The 13,245-nt window shown below is 71.3% G+C and carries 23 protein-coding genes and 1 pseudogene; 2 read left to right on the top strand and 22 right to left on the bottom strand.

What is annotated here, in order from left to right:
- Both AB0M82_RS42395 and AB0M82_RS42400 read right to left on the bottom strand, forming a co-directional pair.
- Nucleotides 1-1,354, bottom strand: a 1,354-nt coding sequence (locus AB0M82_RS42395; RefSeq protein WP_364734864.1) for a head maturation protease, ClpP-related, incomplete at its 3' end; no start/stop codon positions are given.
- A complete protein-coding gene (locus AB0M82_RS42400) occupies nucleotides 1,351-2,595 on the bottom strand; it encodes a phage portal protein (RefSeq protein ID WP_364734866.1) in 1,245 nt (414 codons plus the stop codon). The genes AB0M82_RS42395 and AB0M82_RS42400, both read right to left, overlap by 4 nt.
- A 38-nt stretch (nucleotides 2,596-2,633) precedes the next feature.
- On the opposite strand from AB0M82_RS42400, the gene AB0M82_RS42405 reads away from it, so the two are divergent.
- Complete coding sequence (locus tag AB0M82_RS42405; protein ID WP_364734868.1) at nucleotides 2,634-3,011, top strand: hypothetical protein; 378 nt, start codon at nucleotides 2,634-2,636, stop codon at nucleotides 3,009-3,011.
- Entirely contained in the window at nucleotides 2,902-4,485 is a 1,584-nt protein-coding gene (locus tag AB0M82_RS42410) for a terminase (protein WP_364734870.1), read from the top strand. Before AB0M82_RS42405 ends, AB0M82_RS42410 begins: the two co-directional genes overlap by 110 nt.
- Before the next feature lie 129 nt (nucleotides 4,486-4,614).
- On the opposite strand, the gene AB0M82_RS42415 is transcribed toward AB0M82_RS42410, so the two are convergent.
- From AB0M82_RS42415 to AB0M82_RS42510, 20 genes and pseudogenes are all read right to left on the bottom strand, one after another.
- Nucleotides 4,615-4,866 carry a hypothetical protein gene (locus AB0M82_RS42415; RefSeq protein WP_364734872.1) on the bottom strand — a complete coding sequence of 84 codons (252 nt, stop codon included), beginning with the start codon at nucleotides 4,864-4,866 and terminating at the stop codon, nucleotides 4,615-4,617.
- Nucleotides 4,863-5,156 carry a DUF6221 family protein gene (locus tag AB0M82_RS42420; RefSeq protein WP_364734874.1) on the bottom strand — a complete coding sequence of 98 codons (294 nt, stop codon included), beginning with the start codon at nucleotides 5,154-5,156 and terminating at the stop codon, nucleotides 4,863-4,865. The genes AB0M82_RS42415 and AB0M82_RS42420 overlap by 4 nt, the downstream gene beginning before the upstream one ends.
- Before the next feature lie 60 nt (nucleotides 5,157-5,216).
- Nucleotides 5,217-5,483, bottom strand: coding sequence for a hypothetical protein (locus AB0M82_RS42425; protein ID WP_364734876.1), 267 nt, complete (start codon nucleotides 5,481-5,483; stop codon nucleotides 5,217-5,219).
- A 2-nt stretch (nucleotides 5,484-5,485) separates the two neighbouring features.
- On the bottom strand, nucleotides 5,486-5,899 hold the full coding sequence (locus AB0M82_RS42430) for a hypothetical protein (RefSeq protein WP_364734878.1): 414 nt from the start codon (nucleotides 5,897-5,899) through the stop codon (nucleotides 5,486-5,488).
- On the bottom strand, nucleotides 5,899-6,165 hold the full coding sequence (locus tag AB0M82_RS42435) for a helix-turn-helix transcriptional regulator (RefSeq protein ID WP_364734880.1): 267 nt from the start codon (nucleotides 6,163-6,165) through the stop codon (nucleotides 5,899-5,901). The genes AB0M82_RS42430 and AB0M82_RS42435 overlap by 1 nt, the downstream gene beginning before the upstream one ends.
- Nucleotides 6,162-6,953 carry a hypothetical protein gene (locus tag AB0M82_RS42440; protein ID WP_364734882.1) on the bottom strand — a complete coding sequence of 264 codons (792 nt, stop codon included), beginning with the start codon at nucleotides 6,951-6,953 and terminating at the stop codon, nucleotides 6,162-6,164. The genes AB0M82_RS42435 and AB0M82_RS42440 overlap by 4 nt, the downstream gene beginning before the upstream one ends.
- Nucleotides 6,950-7,450, bottom strand: a complete 501-nt coding sequence (locus AB0M82_RS42445; RefSeq protein ID WP_364734884.1) for a RusA family crossover junction endodeoxyribonuclease — start codon at nucleotides 7,448-7,450, stop codon at nucleotides 6,950-6,952. The genes AB0M82_RS42440 and AB0M82_RS42445 overlap by 4 nt, the downstream gene beginning before the upstream one ends.
- Nucleotides 7,443-7,682, bottom strand: coding sequence for a helix-turn-helix transcriptional regulator (locus AB0M82_RS42450; protein ID WP_364734886.1), 240 nt, complete (start codon nucleotides 7,680-7,682; stop codon nucleotides 7,443-7,445). Before AB0M82_RS42450 ends, AB0M82_RS42445 begins: the two co-directional genes overlap by 8 nt.
- A gap of 6 nt (nucleotides 7,683-7,688) precedes the next feature.
- A complete protein-coding gene (locus AB0M82_RS42455; protein ID WP_364734888.1) occupies nucleotides 7,689-7,913 on the bottom strand; it encodes a hypothetical protein in 225 nt (74 codons plus the stop codon).
- Nucleotides 7,906-8,364 (bottom strand): hypothetical protein, encoded by a 459-nt coding sequence (locus AB0M82_RS42460; protein WP_364734890.1) that lies wholly within the window; start codon nucleotides 8,362-8,364, stop codon nucleotides 7,906-7,908. Before AB0M82_RS42460 ends, AB0M82_RS42455 begins: the two co-directional genes overlap by 8 nt.
- Nucleotides 8,361-8,618, bottom strand: a complete 258-nt coding sequence (locus AB0M82_RS42465) for a hypothetical protein (RefSeq protein ID WP_364734892.1) — start codon at nucleotides 8,616-8,618, stop codon at nucleotides 8,361-8,363. Before AB0M82_RS42465 ends, AB0M82_RS42460 begins: the two co-directional genes overlap by 4 nt.
- The gene (locus AB0M82_RS42470; RefSeq protein ID WP_364734894.1) at nucleotides 8,615-9,334 is read right to left on the bottom strand and encodes a hypothetical protein; all 720 of its coding nucleotides are present in this window, start codon (nucleotides 9,332-9,334) and stop codon (nucleotides 8,615-8,617) included. The genes AB0M82_RS42465 and AB0M82_RS42470 overlap by 4 nt, the downstream gene beginning before the upstream one ends.
- Nucleotides 9,334-9,591, bottom strand: coding sequence for a hypothetical protein (locus AB0M82_RS42475; protein WP_364734896.1), 258 nt, complete (start codon nucleotides 9,589-9,591; stop codon nucleotides 9,334-9,336). The genes AB0M82_RS42470 and AB0M82_RS42475 overlap by 1 nt, the downstream gene beginning before the upstream one ends.
- 153 nt (nucleotides 9,592-9,744) lie before the next feature.
- Nucleotides 9,745-9,933 carry a hypothetical protein gene (locus AB0M82_RS42480; protein ID WP_364734898.1) on the bottom strand — a complete coding sequence of 63 codons (189 nt, stop codon included), beginning with the start codon at nucleotides 9,931-9,933 and terminating at the stop codon, nucleotides 9,745-9,747.
- Nucleotides 9,930-11,048, bottom strand: a complete 1,119-nt coding sequence (locus AB0M82_RS42485) for a hypothetical protein (protein WP_364734900.1) — start codon at nucleotides 11,046-11,048, stop codon at nucleotides 9,930-9,932. Before AB0M82_RS42485 ends, AB0M82_RS42480 begins: the two co-directional genes overlap by 4 nt.
- A gap of 43 nt (nucleotides 11,049-11,091) precedes the next feature.
- Entirely contained in the window at nucleotides 11,092-11,250 is a 159-nt protein-coding gene (locus AB0M82_RS42490; protein WP_364734902.1) for a hypothetical protein, read from the bottom strand.
- Between the two features lie 14 nt (nucleotides 11,251-11,264).
- The gene (locus tag AB0M82_RS42495) at nucleotides 11,265-11,528 is read right to left on the bottom strand and encodes a hypothetical protein (RefSeq protein WP_364734904.1); all 264 of its coding nucleotides are present in this window, start codon (nucleotides 11,526-11,528) and stop codon (nucleotides 11,265-11,267) included.
- Nucleotides 11,528-11,734, bottom strand: a pseudogene (locus AB0M82_RS42500) (helix-turn-helix transcriptional regulator); the annotation flags it as partial. The pseudogene AB0M82_RS42500 and the gene AB0M82_RS42495, both read right to left, overlap by 1 nt.
- Nucleotides 11,735-11,898: 164 nt before the next feature.
- Nucleotides 11,899-12,054, bottom strand: a complete 156-nt coding sequence (locus AB0M82_RS42505) for a hypothetical protein (protein ID WP_364734906.1) — start codon at nucleotides 12,052-12,054, stop codon at nucleotides 11,899-11,901.
- Complete coding sequence (locus tag AB0M82_RS42510; protein WP_364734908.1) at nucleotides 12,051-13,214, bottom strand: DNA cytosine methyltransferase; 1,164 nt, start codon at nucleotides 13,212-13,214, stop codon at nucleotides 12,051-12,053. Before AB0M82_RS42510 ends, AB0M82_RS42505 begins: the two co-directional genes overlap by 4 nt.
- Nucleotides 13,215-13,245 lie beyond the last annotated feature (31 nt).

Here is a 13,245-nt window from a genome sequence, read left to right on the forward strand (position 1 = left end):
CGGCCGAGCGCATGTCGACCGAGGTGCCGTCGTAGGCGGCGAAGCTGACCGGCGAGATGTCGCGCAGGTACGAGACCTGCGTGTGCGTGCGTAGGCGGTCGCCCTGCTCCGTGAGGCCCCAGGTGTCGAGGCCGGGCAGGAAGCCGACGCTGGCGCCGGTGATGTCGCCGCGCTCGTGGAGCTCGCGCAGGTCCCGGCCGACGCTGGTGTTCGGGATGTCGAGCTCGTAGGACAGGCCGCCGGAGTCCGCGGACAGGCGGAGTGTGCCGGAGGACTGGCGGCCGAGCAGGTGGTCCGGGTTGTGGTTCCACAGCGCGGCCGTCAGCTGCTCGGCGATGACGTCGTCGAAGCTGCCCTCGGCGAACTGCTCGCGCCAGTTCTCGCCGGTCTTGTCGCTGACCTGGCCGAACACCGCGGCGTAGCCCTCGAAGGTGTTCCCCCGGATTTCGGACTCCAGCGACACCATGGCGCGCTGCAGCAGACCGGGCTGCGCGCGGTAGGCCAGCGCGCCGCGGGACACCAGGGCCCCTGCCCGGCCGCCCACGGACGCCGCCGTGACCTTGCGCCCGTGCTTCCTGCCAGCGGTGACCACCGGGCGCGCGGCCGCGCGGTTGATCACCGGCGCCGGCGCCTTCGCGCGGCCGGCGTACCGGAACTCGCCGCGGGCCGCGCGTTCCTCGAGGTCCTGTTCGGACGGGGCCGCGGCGTTGCCGTGGCGGCCGGGCAGCGCGACGTCGGCGAGCCCGGCCGCGACCGCCTCGCTCGGCGCGTACCAGGACTCGGCGCGCATCTTGCCGCGCCACGCCTCGGCGGTGCCGCCGGCCTTGTCCGCGTACAGCTCGGCGCCGATCTGCGAGATCGAGTCGATGACGTCGGCCTCCGCGCGCAGGTCGTCGGCGTTGCCGATCGCCACGGTCCAGGCGTCGTGGATCATGAGCTGCGAGGCCGGGCTCATCTCGATGGTGTCGCCGACCATGCTGATGATCGACGCGGCCGACGCGGCGAGCCCGTCGACCGTGACGGTGATCTGGCCGGGGTGGCGCGAGAGCAGGTTGTAGATCGCGAACCCTTCGAAGGCGTCGCCGCCCGGCGAGTTGATCCGGAGCCGGAGGTCGCCGGTGTGGCCGGCGATCGCTTCGGCGACCATGGCCGCGCTGACGCCGCCGAACCAGAACGATGCACCGATGCGACCGGAGAGAATCAGCTCCAGCTCGTCGCCGTTCTCCGCCGTCTCGACCGTGGCGTCTTCCTCGAAGCCGTCGTCCTCCGCGTCGGCTCGCCGGGCCCGGGAGGCCAGTGCGGCGGTCACCTGCTCCATCACGGCGGCGCTGAGCTGGTAACGGGTGCGCGTCATGCGGCAACTCCCAACGAGTCAGGGGTCGGTTCGGTGGCCGGCGGCGGAGCCCCCGCGCCAGCCGGGATGCGCAGGACGTCGCCGCCCTCGACCTTCGGGAGGTTCAGCCGGGCCCGGCCTTCGTTCGGGGTGATCAGCCCGGCGTTGACCTGGGCGATGATCAGGTTCACGTTGTCCTCGGGGGACGGCGCGATGAAGTCGCTGTAGTCGAACTTCGCGGTGCGGCGCGGGTTCGCGACCAGCCGGGAGAGACGCTGCTCGATGCGCTGCGTCCAGGGCTGCAGCGTGTACCGGGCCAGGCCGCGGTTCTGCTCGGCGATGCCCTGGCCCCAGCTGGTCGACTTCTCGGTCAGGCCGAGCAGGTGCGGCGGCACGCCGAACCAGCGGCCGACCTCGTCGACGCTGAAGGTGCGGGACTCCAGGAACTGCGCGTCCTTGGAGTTCATCTGCCAGGCCTGGAACTTCAGGCGCCGGTTGATGACCGGGATGTCGCCCGCGTTGTCCGGGCCGAGCATCTTCCGGTTGATCATCTCCTTGACCTGCTTGGCCTCGTCCTCTTCGATGTCCTCGTCACCGTCGGGCGTGACCATGCCGGCGATCATCGCGCCGTTGGAGAACTGCCGGTTGGCTGAGCGCTCCCCGGCCAGAGCCGTGCTGAGGGACAGTCGGGCGGCGCCGATCGCCGAGATGCCGCGGAGCCCGTCGAGGGTGAGGCCCATGAGCTGCGTCATCGAGGACGGATCGAGCGTCGCGGTCTGCGATTTCCGGCCCTCGGCGGCCGGGATCGTGACCTCGAACCGCTTACCGCCTGGGCGGGTGTCATCCCAGAAGACCGAGACGTTCTCCGGCAGTACCGGATTCAGCCACGTGATCTGGCCGACCGCGTTGCGCATGTGCTGAAGGAAGATCTCCCCGCGGATCAGCAGCGAGATCATGACGATCTCGGTCCACTCGAACGGCGTGTAGTACTCGCCGCCCGGGTTGTCCAGGAAGGACGCCACCGGGACCCGCTGGTCGGAGTCCCGGGCCTGCTCGATGGTGCGCAGCGTCAGCGACGCGATCGAACCGGACACAATGGACACCGCGCGGTAGACCGAGGACAGCGTGAGCGCCGTGGCCGGCGAGACGTCCAGGCCGGTCGTCGAGGTGTAGCCGAGCATCATCGCGAGCACGGGGTCGCCGATCGAGTACGACGCTGCGCGCTCCTCGACCTTGCGTTTCCGCCACCACCATGCCGCCACGGGCATATGCTAGCTCAGAAATATGCGAACCTGTGCACATGAGCATGTGTGCAGCTGTCGCGGCCGCGCTGGCCGGCGTCCAGCTCGCCCCCGCCGACGCCGCCGCCGTCGCGCTCGCCCAGCAGTACGCAGCCGCCATCGACGCCGCCGCGAAGGAGCCCAGCGAGGCCTCCGCCGCGGCCGAGAACGACGGGCGCGTCCGCGACCCGCTCGCCACCTACGGCCCCAAGCTGCTCGCCGTCCTCGACGCCCTCGGTCTCACCCCAAGGGGACGAGCGGCTTCCCCGCCGTTGAGGGGAGGCCAGCGTGACGGCACCGGACCAGCCGGCGAACCCGTTGATCCCCTCGACGAGCTCCGACAGCTCCGCGATACTCGGGCGCACCGAGCCGCGGCTGTGGACACCACCACTGCGTGAGCTGACGCCCGACACCTCCTACGGCTTCGAGCTCATCACCTTCGCCCGCGACGTCCTCAACACGCCGTTCGACCCGTGGCAGGAGTGGCTCTCCATCCACGCCGGCGAGCTCCTGCCGGACGGCCGGCCGCGGTTCCGGGTCCTGCTCGTGCTCGTCGCGCGCCAAAACGGCAAGAGCATCTGGGGACACGCCCTCCTCAAGTACTGGCTCTTCGTCGACCGCGCCGAGCTGGTCCTCGGCACCTCAACCGACCGGTCCTACGCGAAAAAGGCCTGGGCCAAGATCTGCGAGGAGGTCAAGGCCAACCCCTTCCTCGCGCGCAAGCTCGGCCCCGACGCGCAGCGCCTCACCATCGGCGAAGAAGCGCTCACCACGCTCGACGGGGCCCAGTACTACTTCGCCGCCAACAACGGGCGTGCCGCCCGCTCAGCCACCCTGCACCGGTGGCTGTGCGACGAGGTCCGCGAGCACCGCACCCGCGACGCCTGGAACTCCGCCTCGAACGCCATGAACGCCGTCGCCGACGCACAGATCGTCGGCATCAGCAACCAGGGCGACGCGACCTCGGTCCTTATCGACTCGCTCCGCGACCCGGCCATGGCCTACATCGAGACCGGCGAGGGCGACTCGCGGATCGGGCTCTTCGAGTGGTCCTCTCCGCCCGGATCCGAGCCGACCGACGTCGGCGCGCTCGCCATGGCCAACCCGAACTTCGGCCGGCGCCTCGACCGGGACGCGCTGATCGCCGCCGGCCAGCGCGCGGCGGAGGCCGGCGGCGAGGAACTCACCGGCTACCAGACCGAAGCGATGTGCATGCGCGTCGCCGCGCTCAACCCCGCGATCAACCCGGTCCGCTGGGACGCCCTGGCCGTCCCGGACGACGAGGCCGTCGACCTCGCCGAGCACCGCAACCGGCTCGCGCTCTGCCTCGACGTCTCCCTCGACGGCACCCACGCCACGCTCGTCGGCGCCGCGCTGCTGCCCGACCTCGACGACGACGGCGAGGTCACCGGCGCGCGCGTCCACCTCGAGGTAATCGAGTCCTGGAGCGGGGCCGGGTGCCTCAAGGCCCTGCGCGCCGACCTGCCGACGATCGTGCGCCGGGTGAAGCCGCGCGTCCTCGGCTGGTTCCCCGCGGGCCCGGCCGCCGGCGTCGCCGCGGCGCTCGCCGCCCGGAAGGGCCCGCAGGCCGAGCGGTGGCCGCCGCGCGGAGTGGTGCTGGAGCCGCTGACCGCCGAGACGACCGCGGTGTGCATGGGCCTGGCCGAGCAGGTCGACGCCGGCGAGATCGTGCACCCCGAGGACGAGCTGCTGCAGGCACACCTGAAGTCCGCGCAGAAGTTGAAGAGGGGCGACGCGTGGGTGTTCGGCCGGCAGGGCGCCGGACCGATCGACGGGTCTTACGCGGCCGCGGGCGCGGTGCACCTGGCCCGGACCCTGCCGCCGCCGAAGTCGCCGCTGACGGCCGTGTGAGCGGCCCGGCCGGAACACGGCCGAGCGTCAGCGCAGGTCCGCCTTGCGCCAGCAGCCGCGCAAAAAAAAGACAGGGCCGGGGTGTCCTGGAGCGCCGGGGAGCCCGAACTTTTTCGGGTCCCCCTCCTCCTACGGTCTCCAGGCCTCGTCGTAGTTGGGGTGGTTGGCGAATCGGGCCGCGGCCTGGCGGATCGGCGCGCACGGGTAGGTGCCAGGGCACCCGCTGACGCACGAGTAGGTGCCGGTCGGCTGGTCCAGCACGCCGTAGTGCTTGAGGATGGCGATCTCCTCGAGCTTCTCGGCGTCGGCGCGGCTGACCTCGGCGGCACGTGCGACGAGGAACGCCACGATCGGGTGTCCCTGCGGCAGGCCTGTGCTCAAGGCCGGAAGTCCTCGGTGTAGTCGGGGTGGTCGGCGTAGACGGTCGCCAGGTGTTTGATCACGGTGCGCGTCACCTCGCAGATGACCTTTCGGGCGGGGTTGTCGAGGTCGGCGCAGTGGCGCGCGTAGTCGTCGAGGATCGCGCGCTTCGCATGGACGTCCGGGGAGTCGGCCTGTTCGTCGAGCCTGGCCCAGTAGAACGCGAGCAGCGGGTCGACCGGGCCGGGCAGCTCGTGGCCTTCGCCGTCGAAGTAGGTGACGGTGCGCGTCACCTGGTGCTGGTCAGCCATGCCCCGAATGTAGGCCGCGGTGCCCGCCGAGCGCGACCCGGCGGGCACCACGATTGGGGCCTACCACTTGCTGAGCTTCTTGGGTTGGGCGTGCTGTCCGGGTTTGCCGATGTGCTGGTTGCAGGCTCGGCATGCGGCGACCATGTGCTTGGGGTCGTCGCCGGTGATGGCGCGGCCTTGGGTGTGGTGGACGCAGTCGGCTGTGCCGGTGCAGACGCCTGGGATGGCGAGGGTGCAGCGTCCGTCGTTGTCGCGTTGGTTGGCTTCGAGGATGGCTGCTCGGATCCTGCGCCAGGCCCTCGTGCTGCCCTTGTCCCAGGCGCCCACGGTCAGCCCAGGCCTGGCCAGGGTGAGGTGATCGGCACGGTGGTGTCCCGCGCGGCGATCGTGCCGTGCTTCTGCTTGATCCCGCCGTTCTCGTCCCGCTCGACCGTGGTGAAGGTGGCGTTGCCCTCGTGGATCCTGATGTGCGCGGGCATCAGGACGTCGTTGGGGTTGACGCCGTGGGACTTGATCCATTCGCGGATCAGCTCGAACTGTGGGTGCTTGAAGGTCACGGTGTGGACGATCGGGTGCTTGCCAGCGTTGATCACGCGCACGGCAGCGTCGTCGACGAACGCGGTGACGTTGCTGGGTGCGTGGGGCGTGAGTTCGTGGATGGCGTGGATCAGGGGGCGGAAGGCTGTCGCCTGGTCAACGTCGTCGGGGAGCTCGTACTCGACGAGCAGGGCCCATTGCCTCATCAGGGGTTTCTCCTAGCCGTGGTAGTCGGGCGGGTGGGACCGTCGAGTCCGATGTGGATGCGGGCGCCGATGGCGTCGCAGTAGCGGCGGACCTTCCCCACGGTGGGGTCGTGCATGCCGAGTTCGAGGCGCCTGACCACGGACTCGTGGACGTGCAGGCGTCTGGCGACTTCGGCGACGGTGAGGCCGCGCTCCTTGCGCAGCTGACGGAGCCGGACCCCGACGCCGGCGTCCTTCCGACGCGGGGGCTCCGCAGCTGCGGTCACCGCGGTCTCCGGAGCACGCGGTCGAGGGCGCGCCGCCACCGGGGCGGTCCGGGCCGGGTGGCGCGTTCCCAGGCGTCGGCCGAGATCCACGGGCCCTTGATCGCGTCGGCGAGCGGGGCCTGGCGGCGGTTTTCGGCGTGGGCTTCGTCGACCGCGTCGGGTCGCGGTCCGGCGGTGACGTGCTGCTCGGCGAGCTGCGTGAGCTGGTCGCCGGTCAGGTCGGCGACGTTCGGCCGCGGAGTCGGGCGCAGCAGGCCGCGTTGTTCGAGGGTCTCGATCAGCGTCTGGTAGGTGAGCGGGTCGGCCGGCTGTTCCGGCGGCGGGGTGTCGTTGACGACGGCTCGGAGCAGCGCGGCGACGAACTCTTCGTCGAGGCCTCCGTGGGTGTTGAGGTCGTCGGCCATGGCGATCAGCTCGACGGCGGGCGGGATCTTGATGCCCCAGCTGCGGGCCTCGGCGATGCTGACGATGCCGAACCCGGGCTTGGTGACGTCGACGGCCGGCGGGTCTGGCGGGGTGAGGAGGTCGCGGGGGACGTCGAAGGCCTCGGCCACGGCGGCGACGGTGGCGTCGCGCTCGTCGTCGTAGGCGCGGGCGGGGACGCTGACCGGCTGCTCGTCGTCGGCGAGCTGGCCGATGGAGCGGAGGTTGCCGGTCTTCGGCCAGCCCGCGGCCGGGCGGGTCCGCGGGCGAGGTTGCCAGGGCTCGGCCGCCGGGATCACGCTGTCGAGGTCCGGGTGTGCGGACCAGCGGCGGACGGGCGGGCTGGTGGGTTGCTGCTCGGTCATGCCGGGATCTCCAGGGTGAGCGGTCCGACGTCGGCCGGGCGGATGGGGGTGGTGTCGCGGATGGTGATCCGGCAGCCGGTCGGCTCGCCGAGTTCGGCGATGCGTTTGGTGGCGTGGACGTCGATGGCGGCGGAGTCGTCGGTCCAGACGCCGGCGGAGGTGATGGCGTCGAAGACGGCGCGGACGAGCTTGTCGAGGTCGGGTTTCTTGATCGCGGCCGGGGTGGCGCGGGTCTTCGGCGTGCCGACCGGCCGCTTCACGACGAAGGCGAGCTCGACCGCGACGGGCCCGTCGAACCGGGCGATCGGCTGGCCGTGCGGGTCGGTGAGGGCGTCGCGGATGTCGCTGCGCCACGGCTTCACGGCCTTCGAGGACTCGGTCTGGGCGACTTTGCCGGTGAACTCGCGGGTGTCGCCCTTGCCGCGGTAGATCGGGCGTGCGCGCTTCGAGCCTTGGGGTGCAGGGGATCCGGGGATGAACCGGGTCAGCTCAGCCACGGCTGGCCTCCTTGGGTGGGAGTTGGTCGAGCCAGCGGAGGACGGCGACGAGGTGGTCGAGGTCGAGGGCGCCGGTCCGTTCGAAGCGGGACATCGTGCTGGGGCAGACGCCGATCGCGCGGGCGACGGCGCGCTGGCTGAGGCGTCGCTGTTCGCGGGTTTCGCGGACGAGACTGGGGAGCTTGACGAGCAGCTCGGCCAGCTCGCCGTATGCCGTCGGTCGGTCAGCCACGGGTGCTCACCAGACCTTCCGGAGCTTCGATCCCGGCCGCGGGCCGTGGTCGCGGCAGTAGGTTCGCCGCGTGCGGCCGACCCACATCGACCAGCCGAGCGGTCGGGCGAGCCCTTCGAGTGCCTTCGTGCCTTCGAAGTAGCTCACCGGCTCCGGCAGCTCGATGATCTGGCCGCACCCACGGGCGTCGCAGCGAGCGCCCTCGAGGACGCGGTAGATCAGCTCAGCCACGGTCGTCCCCCGGGTCCGCGCTGGGGCGGCGGAGGACGGTCTTCTCGCCGTCGCACTGGTCGCACGGGACCGGCTTCACGAGCCCGGCCTTGACGGCAAGGTCGGACCCGGGCGGGAGGTTCTCCCAGGCGGTCCAAGGCTCGCGGTCGTCCGTGTCGGCGAGCTGCCCGCAGCCTTCGCAGCGCGGACACGGCACCGGCACCAGCCGGTCATCGTGCGGCGGGGCCTCGGCCGCCGCGCGCCGCTGACGGAGCTGGTCCTGCTCTTGGAGGCTCAGATCCTCGTGCAGCAGCTCGTCGAGCGCCTCGGCAACGGCCAGCATCGCGTAGCCGGTGCCGATCGTCGCGTCGAGCCCGATGGCCTGCTCCGGCGTGAGGTCGTACGTCTGCTTGAGCCCGACTCGCGCACTGGCGAGCAGCTCCGTGGCTCGGCTGAAGTGGCTCTGGGTCACGGGTTTTCCTGCTTTCGGCTGGGGTGGTAGCTCGGCTTGTGGTTGTGGTCGCGGAGTTCGGTGCGACCGGTGCCTGTGCGTCGGCTGGGGCGGGTGCAGGGCTGGCGTGGTGCGGCGCCGCATGCCGAGCAGGCGCGGAGCAGCGGGCTGGCTTCCTCCTCGAACCGAAGCTCGTGCGCGGGGACGTACTGCTGCTCGGCGGTGTCCTGCCAGAGGCCTTGGCGGAGGTTCGCCCGGTCCTTGTGGCGGGTCACCCGACGGCTCGCTGTTCGGGCAGCGGCCGGTGGTCGCACGGGCCGACGGTGCCGCGGTGTCGGCCGGCTGGGTCCCAGCGTCGGCCGTCGGCGTCGCACAGCTGGCAGGTGCGGGTTTCGGCGGTGCGGTCGCGGTCGAAGGCCTCGCCGGCACGGCGGGCCTCGGCGCAGGCGCCGCACGGCGGCGGCTGTTCGGTGTTCGCGTGTTCGGGGCATCGGTTTGAGGGGCGTTCGCGAGCCCGCGCGGTGCCTTGGTGACCTCCCCCTCCCAACTCCTCACCGGGGGTGAGGGTGTGGGTGAGGGTGAGGGAGTCGTGAACGTTCGCCGTTGGTTCGGACGACGTTCGGTCCGACGTTCGCCGTTCGTTCGGGCGAACACTGCCGGACCGGATGCGGGTCATCCTGTCCTTGGCCTTGCGTTTGTCGTCCTCAATGGACGCCGCGGACCGTTGTTTGTCGAGCCAGTCGTGGAACTGGTAGCCGGGCAGCCCGTGGCGGTGCTCCTCGCGCCAAAGACCCACTTGGACGAGTCGAGAAGCGAGCCTTTTTCCGTTCGGCCAGCTCTGCACGTAGTGCAGCGGGACCCATCCATCGGTGAGGTGCGCGGGGTTCATGCAATAGGCCCCGCCCATCGCCCAGACGCCCAGGGCGGCGGGCCCGGCGGCGCGCATCTTGGCGTGTTCGGCGGCCGTGTCGGCGACTCGGAAGTCGGGCATCAGGCAGCCCCTTTCGTGCTTGTGGGGTGCGCCGCAAGTCCGAGACGGGCTCGGATGCGACCGGTCGTGTAGGTGGTCATGGAGGTGTGCTGCGCGATTTCGACGTCGGTCCATCCGAGGCGCCAGAACCAGCGCACGAGGCGCGCGCGGTCGGCCGCGCTGAGGAGCTCGGCAGGTTCGTCTCCGCGCCGGCACGCCGCGATCAGCCGCGCCCGAGCGAGGGGCGCGGTGTCGGGGCGTCCGATGTGGATGGCCATGGTCACCTCCTCGTCGTTGGGTGCTCCGCCCCGGGCTGGCGAGCACACGGTCCGGGGCTGAGCGGTCGGGGTGCCGCTCGCCCGGCGCCGTGGCGGGAACCGGGCGGCCGGGGCGAGCGGCGGAGTGCGGGCCTGGTGGTCGGCCCGCGCGGGTCAGGTGATGTCGGCAGCGAGCAAGCCCAGATCGCCGGCGTCCGGCCAGGTGCTGTCCATGTCGGACTCTCCGATGAGGTCGTCGAGCTCAGCGAGCACGGCGCGCGTGACCGTCTTGACCTCGTGCTCGGTGGCGGCGGGCGCGGCTCGCCGGGCGGCGTCGAGCAGGCGGGTGACTTCGTCGCTCACTTGTCGTCTCCCTCGGTCTCGCCCTCGGCGTCCTCGTCGACGAGCTGAGCGTCCTCGGGCGACTTCAGCCCGGCGATCGCGGTGAGCACCGCGTCGAGCTGCTCGGGCCCGACGAGGACCTGGCGGCCGCGGAGGACACCGCTGGCAGGGCTGACGACACCGAGCCGGGACAGGTCCTCGAGGAGGCCTTCCGCGCGCTTGGAGTTGATCCGGAGCCCGCGCATCAGCAGCGTCGGGAGCGCGGACTGACCGGACACCACGATGTCCGCGGCGCGACCGAGGACGCGGGTGTCGCGGTGCAGCGCCGGGAATCCGGTGATGACGCCGGTGGCGTCCTTGACGCCGTCGGGGGTGAACAGCCGGGCAGGGTTGATGGTGCGGTTCGGCGCCGGCGGCAGGTCGGGGGCGTTGACGTCGGCCGACGGTTCCTCGCCCTCGATGAGCGAGACGTCGAGGTCCCAGCGGACCGGCGCGATCGCGCCGCGGTAGTGCTCGCCGATCTGGACGAGGAGGTACCTGTTCTGGTGGGTGCGGAACAGCTGGATCGGCGCGCCGAGCTTGGCGGCGACCTTGGTGAACGGGGCGAGTCGGGCGGCGCCGAGGTCGGTCCGGTTGGCCGCGGGGATGTGGCGGCCGTCGGTCGAGAGGTAGGCGTCGACGTCCACGTGGGCCAGGACGTGCCAGAGGCGGCGGGGGAAGTCGTCGACGGGCGCCTCGTGGAAACTCAGGCGCACGCCGTCGTCGTACAGGTTCGGGTCTTCGGAGACGGTGACCTGCCCGAGGTCGACGTCGACGAGCACCTGGTGACCCTCGTCGTCCTTGCTGCGCTTCGCCTTGCTCTTGAAGGTGGCGACGACGGCCTTGACGTCGTCGATGCCCCACAAGGTGGGGCGGGCGAGTTGGCCGTAGGCGACGACGTTGGTGTGGCCGGTCGCGAACCGGTCCGTGGACGTGCCGACGAGGAGGTCCTGGCGGCCGGGTTCGGAGCCGCGTTCGCCGCGTGCGGTGTGGAGCAGGATGCCGGCGGTGACGCCGTCCTCACGGTCGCTGCTGGCGGTGTGCTCAAGCAGCTGCAGGAGGTCGATCAGGTCGGCCGTTTCGACTCGGATGCTCAAGAGCGGTGTCCTTTCTGGACGGTTTGAATCGTGGGGAAGCCAGTCAGGACCTGGTCTTCGGGGAGCCGGTGGTGCAGGCCGCGGCCTCCACTCGCGCGGCCAGCGTTTCGCCGGTGATCACCGGGAACGCGTCGCTGTCGACATCGCAGACGAGCGGCTCGAAGATTTCCCGCAGCTGGTCGAGGTCGGCGTCGGGGATCATGCGTCCTCCGTCCATCACGGCTCACCGCCGATCTTCTCCAGCAAGTTGGGGCCGCCGTGCTGGGCGAGCAGCTCGAGCGCGGCCTGGCCGCCGCTGTGCCGGGCGACCTGACGGGCGAGCTTCTGCCCGACGTCGAGCTGCTCGATGACCGCCTGGCCGCCGTTGAGGAGGTTCAGCATCCGGGAGACGTCGTGCGTGCCGGTGACGACGAGCACGACGACCGGGTCGGGGCCGAAGCCTTCGTCGTTGGCCCTGTCGTAGGCGCGGGACTCGTACATCAGGCGTCACCGCCGAGGATGCCGCGTTCGTAGCCGACCGCCACCGCGTGCGCCCGGTCGCCGACCCCAAACTTCCGGAACAGCGTCCGGGCGTGCGACTTCACGGTGTCCTCAGCCAGGTACAGGGCCCGGCCGATATCGGCGTTCGACTGGCCGTGCGCCATGCCGTTGAGGACCTGCAGCTCCCGCTCGGTCAGCAGCGGGCTGACGACGTAGCGGGGCACCTCCGACGGTCCGACGCGGTCCAGGCGCACGGCCAGTGCGGCGCGGTGCAGCGCCGCCCGGACGGCCTGGTCGGCGTCCTTGGCGACGACGTACACGGCCACGGCCGCGTGGTCTGTCGGCGTTGCGGCGGGCGGGATGGCAGCGTCTACAGCCATTTCGGCCTCCTCTGGGCGGCGATGCGGTGCTCGGTGGCGGCCCACAGGTCGAGCTGCAGGCGCGGCGGGATCTCGGGCTGTTCCGGGCGGCGGCCGATCGCGGCACGGAGCCGATGCGCGAGCTGCCGCCACTGCGCGCGGGTCATGCGGCTTCCCTCGCGTCTCGCTCGAGAACGTCGAGCAGGTACCGGTACGCGGCCACGGCCTGGTGCTTGACCACGCCGTTGCCGGCGAGCTTGAGCTGCTGGGCGCGGGTGAGCCCGGGAACGGCGGTGATCCAGCCGTCGGGCAGACCCATCATCCACTCGGGAAGCGCGGGGTTCAGAACGCGCCCGCCTCGGGCTCCCAAAACGGTAGGGACGGGTGCGGGTCGTCCGAGGATGGCTTCCCACCGGCGGATGGCCGATGCGTACCCGGCCCAATCGAGCGCGCCGCGTCCGTCAGCGTCGTCCCGTGGCCCCAGGCCGGGTTCGCTCCGCTCGAGGAGTCTGCGTCCGCCGCGATCGGCGTTGGCAGCAGGGTCGGCGCCAAGCTGTTCAGGGACGGGCGCACCGTCGCCCCTGGCGACGGCGATTGGTTGTTGCCGTATGCCGTCGCTGTCGGCGTCGGCAGTAGATGCACCTCGGTCTCGAGCCGGTTCTTCGGGTTCCCCTCGGCGATCTCCCGCTGCGAGGCGCCGTTCATGCTCGCCAGCGGGGTCGGCAGCAGGAACTCGACCTCGTCGGCGAGCGTCGGCCCGTGACCGCCGGCCTTCCGCTTGTCGGGGTGCTGCGCTCCGCCGTTCACCGCCAGCTGCGCTGTCGGCGTCTTCAGCAACGGCGAGGAGGAAGATCCTCTCGCGGATATGCGGGGCGCCCACGGCGGCAGCGGGGAGGCAACACCACGCGAAGCGATACCCGCACGTGGCCAGGCTGGTCGCGACTCGCTCGAGTTCCCCAGCGGCAACGACAGCTGGGACGTTCTCCAGCAGCAGGTATCGGGGTCGAAGTGCGCGAATGGCTCGCTCGCACTCGGGCCAGAGCGCCCGCTCATCGTCAGCGCCTTTCCGCTTGCCAGCAAGGGAGAACGGCTGGCACGGCCAGCCGAGGGTGAGCACGTAGACCCAAATGAGCTTGGCGACCAGGTCCCAGTCGACCTTCGTGATGTCGCCGAGGTTCGGCACGTCCGGGAAGTGGTGCGCCAGCAGCGCCGCGGCGCCGTCGTCGAGGTCGGCGCACCAGGCCAGCTCGGCGCCGAAGATCTCGGCGGCGGCCATGTCCAGCGCCGCCGTGCCGGTAAACAGCGAGCCCGATCGTGGCGCCGTCACGACGCATCGTCCAAGCGGAGCAGCCCACGCG

This window comes from Amycolatopsis sp. NPDC051128 (genome assembly GCF_040682715.1).
Taxonomy (GTDB): domain Bacteria; phylum Actinomycetota; class Actinomycetes; order Mycobacteriales; family Pseudonocardiaceae; genus Amycolatopsis.